Origin of the sequence: Pseudomonas sp. St316, assembly GCF_018325905.1 — a bacterium.
In the GTDB taxonomy this organism is placed as follows: Bacteria; Pseudomonadota; Gammaproteobacteria; order Pseudomonadales; family Pseudomonadaceae; genus Aquipseudomonas.
Window position 1 is genome coordinate 2,290,574 of record NZ_AP021901.1, and the last position, 12,534, is coordinate 2,303,107.

The following is a 12,534-nucleotide window of genomic DNA, read 5'->3' on the forward strand; positions in this document are numbered from 1 at the left end:
TTGGGTCAGCCACATCGATGTCGACTGACAGACTGCTATCGCGAGCAAGCTCGCTCCCACAGGGCAGGTGGCGGTTGCAAATATTGCGAGACTTGAAAACCCGCCCCACGGCCCTTGCAGCTTGCCGCCGCTTGCTGCAAAGTCGCGACCTTTTTGTCCGGTGGCTTTCCATCGCTGTGCTTTGAGGTAACGATGATAAATGCAGTAATTGCGGCGGTAGGCGTCATGCTGGTGCTCAGCCTGTCCCGCGTGCATGTGGTGATCGCGCTGATTATCGGCGCGTTGGTGGGTGGCCTGACGGGTGGCCTGGGGATCGAGGCGACGCTCAAGGCGTTCAATGCTGGCCTGGGTGGCGGCGCGACGGTGGCGTTGTCCTATGCCTTGCTCGGCGCCTTCGCCGTGGCGATTGCCAAATCCGGCATGGCCCACGCCCTGGCGGACAAAGCCCTGGCCCTGGTGGAGCGCCAGGACGCCGCCGGCGGCACAGGCGTCAAATGGGTGCTGATCGGTCTGCTGGGAACGGTCGCGGTCGCCTCCCAGAACATTTTGCCGATCCATATCGCTTTCATCCCGCTGCTGGTGCCGCCGCTGCTCTACGTGCTGACCAAGTTGCAGTTGGACCGCCGGCTGATCGCCTGCGTCATGACCTTCGGCCTGATCACGCCCTACATGTTCCTGCCGGTGGGTTTCGGCAATATCTTCCTCAATGAAATCCTCCTGGCCAACATCGCCCGCAGCGGTGTGGACGTCAGCGGCATCAACGTCACCCATGCCATGGGCATTCCGGCGTTGGGCATGGTGTTCGGTCTGCTGCTGTCGTTGTTCTCCTACCGCAAAAAGCGCGTCTACGACCTGAAGAAAATTGCCCGGGTCGAGCAAGTGGCGGTGCGCTACAACCCACTGAGCCTGATGGTGGCCGGTTTTGCGGTGGCGGCGGCGTTCGCGGTGCAGCTGCTGGTGGACTCGATGATCATCGGCGCCCTGGTCGGGTTCCTGATTTTCTCGCTCTCGGGAGTGGTGCGCTGGCGCGAGACCGACGACCTGTTCACCGAAGGCATGAAGATGATGGCGATGATCGGTTTTATCATGATCGCCGCCTCAGGCTTCGCCGAAGTGATGAAGGCTACCGGTGAAGTCCAGAGCCTGGTGGAAACTTCGGCGGGTTGGATCGGCCACAACAAGGGCGTCGGCGCGCTGATCATGTTGCTGGTGGGACTGCTGGTGACCATGGGCATCGGCTCGTCGTTTTCCACGGTGCCGATCCTGGCGACGATTTTCGTACCGCTGTGCCTGCAACTGGGCTTCAGCCCACTGGCAATCGTTTGCATCGTCGGCACTGCCGGCGCCCTGGGCGATGCCGGCTCGCCAGCCTCGGACTCGACCCTGGGCCCGACCTCCGGCCTGAACATCGACGGCCAGCACCATCACATCTGGGACACCGTGGTCCCGACCTTCATCCACTACAACCTGCCGCTGCTGGTGTTTGGTTGGGTGGCGGCGATGGTGTTGTAAGCCGAGACCGCGTCGCCTTTATCGCGAGCAGGCTCGCTCCCACAGTGGATCGGGGTGGACACAAGTGTTGTGGACACCACTGAATCCCTGTGGGAGCGAGCTTGCTCGCGATGAGGCCCTTGAATCCAGCGACTCTGCCGACGGACCGTTCACCTTGCCCTACAGTTTTGCCGTGCCTTGCCGTTAATACAGCTAACCACGCCATTAACACCAACAAGAGTGAACAGCATGCGCCTGAGCCTGAAGGCTAAAGTCCTGTCCCTTGCGATACTGCCGGTATTGCTGTCCGCCGTGATCATCAGCCTGACCACGGCGTTCATTCTGCAGGAACAAGCCGGCAAAGAGGTCCAGCAGACCCGCGAGCGCCTGCTCAGCGAGGCCAAGGCCACGCTGCAGAACTACGTGGCGGTAGGCTTGACCGCCATCAAGCCGCTCTACGATGCCGCTGCGCCTGGCGATAACGAGGCACGCGCCCAGGCAATCAAGCTGATGTCGAATATCAGCTACGGCAAGGATGGCTATTTCTTCGGCTACGATTCCGAGACCATTCGCCTGTTCAAGGCCAACAGCCCCGACGGCGTGGGCAAGAGTTTCAAGGACAACCGCGACCCGAACGGTGTCTACGTCAACCGTGACCTGGTGAAAGTCGCCAAGGAGGGGACGCATTACCTGGAATACAGCTCGCCGCTGCCTGGCAGCAACGACCTGGTGCCCAAGCTCGGCTACACCGAATACCTGCCCAAATGGGACATGGCCGTCGGCAGCTCGGTCAACCTGGACGGTATCGAAGGCCAGGTGGCGCTGGTGGAAGCCAAGGTCCATGAGCGCGTGCAGGGGGTGATCCTGAGCATTGTCGGTATCGCCGCCGTGGTGTTGCTGGTGATTGCGGTGGTAGGCCTGTTGCTCGCCAACGCCATCCTGCGACCCCTGCACTTGATGAAGGACAACCTCGACGACATCGCCGCGGGCGAGGGTGACTTGACCCGACGCCTGACGATCACCAGCCAGGACGAGCTCGGCCAACTGGCCGGTTCGTTCAACCGCTTCGTCGACAAGATCCACGGCCTGGTGCGGCAGATCACCGACATGACTTCGCAACTGACCGGCCTGGTGACGCAAGTTTCCGAGCAGGCCCAGCGCTCCGAGCAGGCCATGGAACGCCAACGCCACGAAACCGATCAGGTTGCCACGGCGATCAACGAGATGTCCTCGGCTGCCCAGGAAGTCGCCCGCAGCGCCCAAGGCGCGGCCGTCGCGGCCCAGCAGACCGACGAAGAAGGCCAGTCCGCCAAGCGGGTGGTGGCCGGCAGCATCCAGCAGATTCACGCGTTGGTGAGCGATATCCGCAGCAGTGGTGTGTCCCTGGACAGCCTGCAACAGGACGTGGCCTCGATTGTCAGTGTGCTCGGGGTGATTCGTTCGATTGCCGAGCAAACCAACCTGCTGGCCCTCAACGCCGCCATCGAGGCCGCGCGTGCCGGCGAGGCAGGGCGTGGGTTTGCAGTGGTGGCCGATGAAGTGCGGGCCCTGGCCAGCCGGACCCAGCAGAGCACCCAGGAAATCCAGGGCATGATCGACCGCCTGCAATCCGGCACCCACGCGGCGGTGGAAGCGATGCGCCGTTCCAGTGAGGCTGGCGAGGGTACTTCGGAACGGGCCAACGAGGCGGGTGCCTCTCTGGACACCATGGCGCAACTGATCGGCACCATCAACTCGATGAACGCCCAGATCGCCAGCGCTGCCGAAGAGCAGACCGCGGTGGCCGAGGAAATCAACCGCAGCGTGCATCAGATCGCGGTGGCCGTGGACAGCGTCGCCGACGAAACCCAACTCGGCGCCCAGACCTCCCGAAGCCTGGCCGACCTGGGCCAGCGCCTGGGCAAGCTGGTGGGGCAGTTCCGGATCTGACGCACCGCAGCAGGAGCTGCCGAAGGCTGCGATCTTTCGCTCTCGATCCAGATGTTTTCGCCTGGGCTACCAGGCCCTATCGGAAGCGGAGGATCGCAGCCTTCGGCAGTTTCTGCCGGGCTTCACTGGCGCAAACCGCTATAAAACCCTGTGGGAGCGAGCTTGCTCGCGATGGCGTCGGATCAGCCCATATTCATTTGACTGACACGCCGCCATCGCGAGCAAGCTCGTTCCCACAGGGGTGATTGCAGAGCCCCAGGCTAAGGCTCGCGCACATCGCGCATCAACAACCCAAACCGCAAATCCACCGCATCCGGGATGGGCACGTACACCACGTGCCCATCCCCCGGTGCAACCTCGATACCCTGGCCCTTGATGTCCTGCAACTGGTGCAGGTCGAAGTGGAAGTTGCCCTTTGGGGTCATCAGTTCCATGTGGTCACCCAGGCCAAAGCGGTTCTTCACCCGTACCTCGGCCAAGCGTTCGCGCCGTTCGCCGGTCAGTTCGCCGACGAACTGCTGGCGCTCCGATACCGAACTGCCGTTCTGGTAGTTCTGGTATTCGTCGTGCACGTGGCGCCTCAGGAAACCTTCGGTGTAGCCGCGCTGGGCCAGGGACTCCAGGTCAGTCATCAGGCCACGATCAAATTCCCGGCCGGCCACCGCGTCATCGATGGCCCGGCGATACACCTGGGTGGTGCGCGCGCAATAGAAGTGCGACTTGGTCCGGCCTTCGATTTTCAGCGAATGCACGCCCATGCGCGCCAGGCGCTCGACGTGTTGTACGGCGCGCAGGTCCTTGGCATTCATGATGTAGGTGCCGTGCTCGTCCTCGAAGGCCGGCATCGATTCTTCCGGGCGATTGGCTTCCTGAAGCAAAAACACCTGGTCGGTGGGCGCGCCGAGGCCCAGGGTCGGTTCGGGCTGATAGGTCTGCACAATGTCGCCCACGGCGTTTTCCACTGCCGGTTGTGCCGAATATTTCCAGCGACAGGCATTGGTGCAACTGCCCTGGTTGGCGTCGCGCTTGTTCAAATAGCCGGACAGCAGGCAGCGTCCTGAATAGGCCATGCACAGCGCACCGTGGACGAACACTTCCAGCTCCATCGCCGGCACCTGCTCGCGGATCTCGGCGATTTCCTCCAGGGACAGTTCCCGGGACAGGATGATCCGGCTCAAGCCCTGCTGCTGCCAGAACTCGACGCTCGCCCAGTTCACCGTGTTGGCCTGCACCGACAGGTGAATCGGCATCTGGGGGAAATGCCGGCGCACCAGCATGATCAGCCCCGGGTCGGACATGATCAGTGCGTCCGGCGCCATGGCGATCACCGGTTCGAGGTCTTTGAGGAAGGTGCGCAGCTTGGCGTTGTGCGGGGCAATGTTCACCACCACGTAGAAGCGCTTGCCCATGGCCTGGGCCTCGGCAATACCCAAGGCCAGGTTCGCATGGTCGAATTCGTTGTTGCGCACCCGCAGGCTGTAGCGCGGCTGGCCGGCATACACCGCATCGGCACCGTAGGCGAAGGCGTAGCGCATGTTTTTCAGGGTGCCGGCGGGCGCCAGTAGTTCGGGGGCAGCGAGGGTCATGGTGGGGTCAGGTCGCAAAAAGTGGCGAGGGTACGTCAGGGCCGGCCAGGCCTTATTGACCTGAATCAAGGCGCGGCGCAAACGAGAAGGCACTCCCACGAGTCCTGGCTGACTAATGTGTATCCCGCCTTTGGACATGGAAAGCTGATGAATCGAAAGATGCTACAAAACAAAGCCCAGATGTTGCTCCTGGTGCTGGTCACGGTCGCCTTCATCTGGATTCTGCTGCCGTTTTACGGCGCGGTGTTCTGGGCGGTGATCCTGGGCATCGTCTTTGCGCCGATGCAGCGCCGCCTACAGTTGAAATTCGGTTGGCACCGCAATGTCACCTCGCTGTTCACGTTGAGCGTCTGTGTGGTCTGCGCGATCCTGCCGGTGATCATTATCAGTACGTTGTTGGTCCAGGAAGGCGCGGCGCTGTACAAGAGCCTGGAAAGCGGGGAACTGGACATTGCCGATTACCTGGCCCGCTTCAAGGATGCCCTGCCGCCTTACTTCCAGCACCTGCTGGACCGCTTCGGCCTGGGCAACCTCAGTGGCTTGCGCGAGAAGATCGTCAAGAGCGCCATGCAGGGCAGCGAGTTCTTCGCCACCCAGGCGTTCAGCTTCGGTCAGGGCACTTTCCAGTTCCTGGTCAGCCTTTCCGTGATGCTTTACCTGCTGTTCTTCTTTTTGCGCGATGGCCCGGAACTGGTGCGCAAGGTGCGCGCCGCCGTGCCGCTGGCCGAACACCAGAAGCGGCGCCTGCAATTGAAATTCAATCGGGTGGTGCGGGCGACGGTAAAAGGCAACCTGCTGGTGGCGATCACCCAAGGTGCGCTGGGTGGGCTGATCTTCTGGATCCTGGGGATTCCGACAGTGTTGCCCTGGGCAGTGCTGATGGCGTTCCTGTCGTTGCTGCCGGCGGTAGGGGCGGGCCTCGTCTGGGCGCCAGTGGCGGTATATTTCCTGCTCTCGGGGGCCATCTGGCAGGGCGTAGTGCTGACGTTGTTCGGGGTGTTCGTGATCGGCCTGGTGGACAATTTCCTGCGCCCGATCCTGGTGGGCAAGGACACCAAGATGCCCGACTACATGGTGCTGGTCTCGACATTGGGCGGCCTGGCGGTGTTCGGGCTGAACGGCTTCGTGATCGGACCGCTGATCGCCGCGCTGTTCATGTCGAGTTGGGCCCTGTTCGTCGAAACCACGCCGCGGGTGCAGTTGCCTTAGGCGCTCAGCAGATACGGGCCGATGCGTTGCGACAGGGCCTGGGCGGCGGGCAGTGAAGTCAGCGGGCCACTGATGGTCACGCCGTCTTGCACCAGATACCAGCAGGCCAGCAACCCAAGCTCCCGGAGTGGGGCGGGGACCGCGCTGCCAATGACAGACATGATTTGAACCTTGGGCATGGGAAACCTCCATCAAACGATGGGGTTACCTTACGGCTCAGTGGGGGGGAGGAAAAATCAACCGGCTCAATAGTAGGAATCGATGTCGCTCAATCGACCACCAGATCGAGCATGTGCACCACTTCCTGCTCGTTGAGCAGACCTTTGCGCACCAGGTTTTCCGCCAGCAGGGAAAGGAACTTGGCGTTGCGGTGGCCTTCCAGTTGCTTGAGTTCGGTCAGCACGTTGTACACCTTGCTGGAGGTGCACAGGCCGACAATGCGATGGGGGTTTTGCGTGGGCATACCTTCGTCCTTGTTCTTATGAAGCTGTTGTTGGCGGACAGAACCAGTTTGCGGCCCTGTCATGACGCTCACGTGACAGCTTGGGTTGTTGGAAAAAGAAAGCAGGATCCGGACCATAATGCCTTTTTGGCGCCAGATTACTGTTCCGGCAGCGACCTCGGCCAGGCATATATGGCCATCGAACTGCTTTTATTCACAAGAAGGGATGCGTTTTGAGTGTCGAACGCCATGTGTTGTTCTATTTTTTGCTCAGCGCATTGGCCAGCTGCCGCATCGCCGCTTCGATTTTATGGGCGGTCAAGGACGAGTACCCCAATAGCCAACCTTGTTTCTTTTCTTCGCCGACGTACAGCCGGCTAAGGCCGGGCAGTTGCACACCCACACTGGCTGCTTGGAGGAGGGTCCTTTCCTCCGACCAGCCATCGACCAGCAGGCAGGGAATTTGCAGCCCGCCTTGTGGGCGCAAGGCGGTAACGATTCCGTCCAGGTGCTTGCCAATGGCATCGAGCAGGATGGTACGGCGTCCGGCGGAGAGTTTGCGCATGGCCCGGACATGGGCGTTGCAGTGGCCGTCTTCCATGAAGCGTGCCAGGGGCAACTGAAGGACCTGTGGTGTGTGGCCGTCCATGATGCTGCGCGCGTAGGTGAAGGCTTTGACCAGTTCGAAAGGTAGCACCATGTAACCCATCCGCAACCCCGGATAGAGGGTTTTGCCGAAGGTACCGAGGTAGATCGTGGATTTTCTTTATGACGGCAAGCAGTTTGTGGCGATTTAGTAATCTTTAGGAAAGCCTGAAATACTAATCAACTCGTGATGTCTTCGCTACTTGAGGTTCAGAAATCACGAGCCCATCGAAAAACAGACCTTTTCTGGGGGGGCTGAAGAAGTAACTTCCTTGGAGAAAAACTTAAGCCTAGACGCTGCGTATTTCGCAGTCTCACTTCTTTTGGATCGGTTTTTTTAGACCGTCCTTTGCGCGTTCAATTGATAGGCGCAATGGCACTAAATATACAAGTGGTTGGATCTGGTTATTTCACGCAGCGAGATTGATGTTTTTATATTGCGAATGACTGATAAGCCCCGAAGAGTGTTTTCAATAAAAAAGTTATACGCATCAATGCTTTTGCAGTGAATGTGCACAAGGAAATCATAATCCCCAGTCACGTTATGAAGTGAGTAGACTCCGGGGTGAGAGGTGATCTTTTCTTCCAGTTCCCGAGTGGCCTCTTCGGTGTGAGTATCCACAGAAAGATGCACAAAAGCTGTGACATTGTAGCCTAACGCAGCTTTGTCGAGGATTGCCTCGTACCTGGAAATGTAACCTTCTTCTTCCAGTCGTTTCAGGCGCCTCCAACAGGGCGTTTCGGTCATGCACAACTGGCTAGCCAAGTGAGAAGTCGTTGTTTTTGCGTCTCTTTGCATTGTATTGAGTATCGCAAGGTCGATTGCATCCAGCACGTCGGAGTTTTTTTTCAATTTCCATCATCCTGTAGGAAAATTCTTCCGAAAAATCTATCAAGCACCTAAAGCGAAAGCAATTTTTTTCCTCTGAGCATTGATTAGAATCTCTGTCAGACAGGAAATGATATGAAAAATCAATACGTTAAGCTATTTGAAATAAGAAAAATTCTCGGTGTTTCGTCGGCAGCCATGGTTGCGCGCCTCGCGATGGCGATGTTGCCTCTGTCCATCACTTTGATGCTTTTGGATAAAAACAGCTCACCGAATGTTGCTGGCTCCGCCGTCGCTTTTTTCTTTATGGGCGTCGGCATTTCTTTCCCGATTCTTAGCGTAATCAGCCAAAAAACCAGCATAAAATGGGCGTTCAGCCTAAGTACGCTTGCGTGTGTTGCAGTGGGACTTTTTGTGCTACGAATGGTCACCGACGTTGATAGGGCCGTCAGTCCGCAAGCTTTCTTACTTTTGGGTCTAAGTGTAGCGCCGGTGGGGCCCTCAATGCGGGCACTATGGTCGGAACAAACTAACGATTCTCAGCTATTACATACCGCCTCTTCGTTCGAAGCAACGTTGACAGAGTTCTTGTTTATAGTCGGGCCGTTTTTGGCGTCATTGATCGCGATTTTTTATTCATCGCAGATGACGTTTGAAGTGGCGCTCGGGTTATTGGTGTCGGGCACATTGATATTTGGCTTGGTCAGGCCGGTTGATATGCCACTGGTGCGCATCGATAACTCAGGAAATGCCAATATATTAACGCCTGAGTTGATACGAATTTTAATATCCATCGGGTTGACATCCTCTATGTCAACATCGTTGGTACTTGCCCTGACTTTTGGTTTGGAAAATTTTGGCGGCGAAAATTATACGGGTTTCTATTTGGGTTTGCATTCTTTTACCAGTGTGGTAGGGGGTGTTTTCTTTGGGCTCATGACGAGGGATTACGACTTTATGAGGACCTACAAAGTGATACTGATGGTATTGATTTGTGGGTTCTTTGGGCTGCCTCTGAGCCTGTTATTCGAGTCAGTAGCAACCATGGGCGTGCAAGTTGTACTGATCACCTGGGCGGTGATGTTAACTGCTTTGGGGCTGTTTATAGCCCCAATGTGCACCGTCGAGTTTCAGATCGTTGCTTCGTTGAATAGAACGAATACCACCAAAGTGGCGTTCGCTTACGTAGGCAGCTCGATTTTTTTCGGAGCGGCTTTTGGTGCTTGGGTTGTTGGTCAGGTAGCGGTGCTTGATTCATTGTTGCTGATTTTAAGTATTCCAGCTGCTTTCGCAATCCTCGCGTTGATGGTAGCCATTGTCCCATTGCAATCCAGTAGAGAAATAATAAGATGAATAAATATGTGGTAATCGTCGAGAGTCAAGTGTCGGATTTTGGTTTGCGTCCAATAATAGAAGCCAAGCGCAAGGGCTATAAAACAGTATTCGTTACCAATAAGCTCGCTAGGTACTCGGAGATACCAACATTCGATAAGGTTTTCTCAAGTTCGGTCGACGAAGTGTTGGAAATCGATGCGAACTCTTCATCTGTTATTTTGGAAGAGCTGAAAAAACGTAATATTGATAATGTACACGGTGTTTTGACAATTTGCGATTATAGCCTGGCGGTGGTGGCTGAACTCAGTCACTATCTGGGCTTGCCAGGTCTTTCTATCCAAGCGGCTGAAAACTGCCGAGACAAACTGAAGATGAGAGAAGCTTGCAAAGCCAAGGGGGTTGCAATCCCGGCTTATCTGCATGCGGAGACAGAAGAAGCAGCCGTGAACTTTGCTGAGCAGATTGGATTTCCGGTTGTTACCAAACCCATGACCGATTCCGCCAGTGTAGACGTCAAGCTGAGTTGGAGTGCGGATGATGTCCGACGTAGTTTCAAAGAACATATGCGATCCTCAATAAATATCAGAGGACAATTGAAACGCAAGGGCATGCTGTTGGAAGAGTATATGTCCGGCCCTGAGGTCAGCGTTGAGTCAGTGTACGTAAATGGAGAGAGGTTCTTTTACGGGGTGACTGATAAACAGTTGAGCGCGCATCCCTACTTCGTGGAAGTCGGCGATACATTTCCCAGCCTCTTGCCCAAAGATCTTTGCGAGCGCTGTATTGATGTCTGTCGCGAGGCCTTGGACGCAGTAGGGCATGATTTTGGCGTGGCACACGTTGAAATAAAAATTACTGAAGTCGGTCCGAAAATAGTTGAAGTCAACGGACGGGTGCCGGGTAATGAGATAACGAAAATCATCGAGCTGGCCACGGGCGTAGACTTGCTTGTCATTGCTGTAGATCAATATGTGGGTGATGTCCCCGACTGGCAGCCACGGCAGTCGCTGGCCGCAGCTTCAGTTTACTTGACTAGTTCAATAACTGGTGAAATCAGGGCCATATCTGGCATTGAGTTACTGGACCATGTTCCTGGCTTGGTCAAAAAAACGTTGTATGTATCGGTCGGTGATGAAGTTTCGGCGGCTTCGTCTAATCACGATATTCTCGGTGCTCTTGTTATTCAGAGTGATCACAGCGGACTTGCCCGGCGATGGGTGGATATGGCCGCCAATCAGATTAAATTCGAGATTGTCTGAAAATGGCACAGCTACGCATCAGCAGGGATATCGAAAATTTTTCGGCACTGGCGTGGGATAAGCATTTTTACAGTGGCGGTTTTTTTAGTCAGCATTCGTGGTGTACGCATGCTCAGCGCACGATGGATAAGGATGATTGTTATTACCTGTCAGTGGTTGACGGTGATGAAGTTGTCTCGGTGTTACCTGTTTATGCTCTCAGGGAAGACTCACCTTTTAAACTCTGCAGATTCGAGTTCGCTTTGGAGTCGCAGCGGAATGATACGGCTTCTAATGACCAGAAAAATTGGCAGGGTGTGCAATTATTTTGTGGCGGCAGGAATCCCTGCTTAACGACGGTTGGTCACACTGTTGCGTATCACGAGATAGAAATTTTGAGATCCATTGATAAGGAGCTTGAGGGGATTTGCAAGTCCCGACAAGTGAGTGGAGTTGGTTTTTTGTATGTTTCCGAATCTGACAAGGGGTTGATGTATGCCTTGGAAGAATTCGGGTATGAGAAACGCGTGACTCACTCCACTTTTTATCTAGATGTTCCTTTAACGGGGCTCTCAGCGTATATCGAGTCTCAGGGGAAGCGTAAGCGCGAACAAATTAGAAGAGAGATCAGAAATCTCCAGAACGCCGGCGTCGTCTATGAGGCTCTTTCACTCGATAAAACCGATCTTCTGCAGATTAGCGAGTTGGAGGCCAAGCTGTATAGGAAACACGGGGTGAGCGTCTCTCAAGAGCAGTTGATGGCCATATTGAAAAGCATCGCCACTAACGTTGAGTCCGCTAGCATTCTAACGGCGTGTTGTAAGGGGGAGTTGTACGGGTTTGTCGTGTTTTTTATATCCGGCGCAGAGGTCTTTGTCAGGCAGGTGGGGATTGATTATGAAAAAAAGCAAGAGCTTCCTGTTTATTTTGGGTTGATGTTTTATGAAATGATTGAACTCGCACACTCTAAAGACGCTACCCGGATCCACTACGGCATCGGGAGTGACGCCACCAAGCTATCCAGGGGGTGTAGCGAGATCAGGCAGTATTCATTTATCAAAAACGTCCGATAATTATCTCCAATAAATGAGTCTCTCATGGAAGAAATGAAGATTATTCACTGGGCTACTCCGCGCAGTATGTCAACGGTATTTGAGAAGGTTGTCAGCCAAGTGCCAGGTGTTGATATTATTCACGAGCCGTTCACTAATGACTATTATTTCGGCCCGGCGCGAAAATCCTCACGTTACGGTGATGATGAAAAACTCAAGCGGGAGTTAAGCCAAAACAAGCTTTGGCAAGCACGCTCGGAAAGGATGACCTTCATTAAGGAATTGGCATTTCAAGGTGAGCCATACATTAGCGAGCAACAGTTCCTTGACTATAAGCATAGTTTCATGATTCGACACCCTCAAAAAGTTTTAAACTCTCTTGTCAAGCTGAAGCCGGATGCGACTGATGAAGAGTTTGGTTTTGACTCGTTAATGGCAGCGTATGTGAAGGTGTGTAATCTTGCGGGATATTTACCCGCTGTCGTCGAAGGCGATCTGTTCCGCCAGCAACCCGAACCCATATTTGATAGGTACGCCACGGCGTTGGGTTTTACATGGGAAGGCAATATTTTTTCGTGGCCCGAGGGACGCATAAGTGCATGGAGCCAAGAAGAAGAGAAGTCGCAAGCTGTCTGGCATAAGGCACTTGAAGCAAGTAATGGAATATTACCTGCTCTTCAGGATGAGGTCGATGTGTCCATTCCCAAACATCTGCATCGCGCCTTTGATCGAGCGCTTGATATCTACGACACACTTTCGAAAAAAACACTGTAAAAAG

The 12,534-nt window shown here is 55.3% G+C and carries 11 protein-coding genes and 1 pseudogene; 7 read left to right on the plus strand and 5 right to left on the minus strand.

The features are described 5' to 3' along the window. Nucleotides 1–195: 195 nt before the first annotated feature. Nucleotides 196–1,512 (plus strand): Na+/H+ antiporter family protein, encoded by a 1,317-nt coding sequence (locus KI237_RS10320; RefSeq protein WP_212800582.1) that lies wholly within the window; start codon nt 196–198, stop codon nt 1,510–1,512. Between the two features lie 228 nt (nt 1,513–1,740). Further along, nucleotides 1,741–3,420 carry a methyl-accepting chemotaxis protein CtpM gene (gene ctpM / locus KI237_RS10325; RefSeq protein ID WP_212799729.1) on the plus strand — a complete coding sequence of 560 codons (1,680 nt, stop codon included), beginning with the start codon at nt 1,741–1,743 and terminating at the stop codon, nt 3,418–3,420. A gap of 260 nt (nt 3,421–3,680) precedes the next feature. Here the strand turns inward: ctpM and trhP are convergent, their stop codons facing one another. Beyond that, nucleotides 3,681–5,006, minus strand: coding sequence for a prephenate-dependent tRNA uridine(34) hydroxylase TrhP (gene trhP / locus KI237_RS10330; RefSeq protein ID WP_212799730.1), 1,326 nt, complete (start codon nt 5,004–5,006; stop codon nt 3,681–3,683). A 147-nt stretch (nt 5,007–5,153) separates the two neighbouring features. On the opposite strand from trhP, the gene KI237_RS10335 reads away from it, so the two are divergent. Beyond that, complete coding sequence (locus tag KI237_RS10335) at nt 5,154–6,215, plus strand: AI-2E family transporter (protein ID WP_212799731.1); 1,062 nt, start codon at nt 5,154–5,156, stop codon at nt 6,213–6,215. On the opposite strand, the gene KI237_RS10340 is transcribed toward KI237_RS10335, so the two are convergent. The 4 genes and pseudogenes from KI237_RS10340 to KI237_RS10355 all read right to left on the minus strand — a co-directional run bounded on the left by KI237_RS10340 (nt 6,212) and on the right by KI237_RS10355 (nt 8,155). Next, nucleotides 6,212–6,394: a hypothetical protein gene (locus KI237_RS10340; RefSeq protein WP_003203898.1), complete on the minus strand. Its 183-nt coding sequence runs from the start codon at nt 6,392–6,394 to the stop codon at nt 6,212–6,214. The two genes, KI237_RS10335 and KI237_RS10340, sit on opposite strands and share 4 nt — an antisense overlap. 89 nt (nt 6,395–6,483) lie before the next feature. Beyond that, nucleotides 6,484–6,678 (minus strand): hypothetical protein, encoded by a 195-nt coding sequence (locus KI237_RS10345; protein WP_212799732.1) that lies wholly within the window; start codon nt 6,676–6,678, stop codon nt 6,484–6,486. Nucleotides 6,679–6,916: 238 nt separating this feature from the next. Beyond that, nucleotides 6,917–7,414: pseudogene (locus KI237_RS10350) on the minus strand (MocR-like pyridoxine biosynthesis transcription factor PdxR); the annotation flags it as partial. Between the two features lie 267 nt (nt 7,415–7,681). Continuing rightward, nucleotides 7,682–8,155 (minus strand): Lrp/AsnC family transcriptional regulator, encoded by a 474-nt coding sequence (locus tag KI237_RS10355; protein WP_212799733.1) that lies wholly within the window; start codon nt 8,153–8,155, stop codon nt 7,682–7,684. A gap of 111 nt (nt 8,156–8,266) precedes the next feature. Here KI237_RS10355 and KI237_RS10360 point away from each other — a divergent pair, with 111 nt between their 5' ends. Genes KI237_RS10360 through KI237_RS10375 form a run of 4 tightly spaced genes read left to right on the plus strand, consistent with a single transcriptional unit; the run spans nt 8,267 to nt 12,530 of the window. Next, nucleotides 8,267–9,484 carry an MFS transporter gene (locus KI237_RS10360; protein ID WP_212799734.1) on the plus strand — a complete coding sequence of 406 codons (1,218 nt, stop codon included), beginning with the start codon at nt 8,267–8,269 and terminating at the stop codon, nt 9,482–9,484. Next, on the plus strand, nt 9,481–10,725 hold the full coding sequence (locus tag KI237_RS10365) for an ATP-grasp domain-containing protein (protein ID WP_212799735.1): 1,245 nt from the start codon (nt 9,481–9,483) through the stop codon (nt 10,723–10,725). Before KI237_RS10360 ends, KI237_RS10365 begins: the two co-directional genes overlap by 4 nt. Nucleotides 10,726–10,727: 2 nt before the next feature. Next, nucleotides 10,728–11,777 carry a GNAT family N-acetyltransferase gene (locus tag KI237_RS10370; protein WP_212799736.1) on the plus strand — a complete coding sequence of 350 codons (1,050 nt, stop codon included), beginning with the start codon at nt 10,728–10,730 and terminating at the stop codon, nt 11,775–11,777. A gap of 24 nt (nt 11,778–11,801) precedes the next feature. Next, nucleotides 11,802–12,530 carry a sulfotransferase-like domain-containing protein gene (locus KI237_RS10375; RefSeq protein ID WP_212799737.1) on the plus strand — a complete coding sequence of 243 codons (729 nt, stop codon included), beginning with the start codon at nt 11,802–11,804 and terminating at the stop codon, nt 12,528–12,530. Nucleotides 12,531–12,534 lie beyond the last annotated feature (4 nt).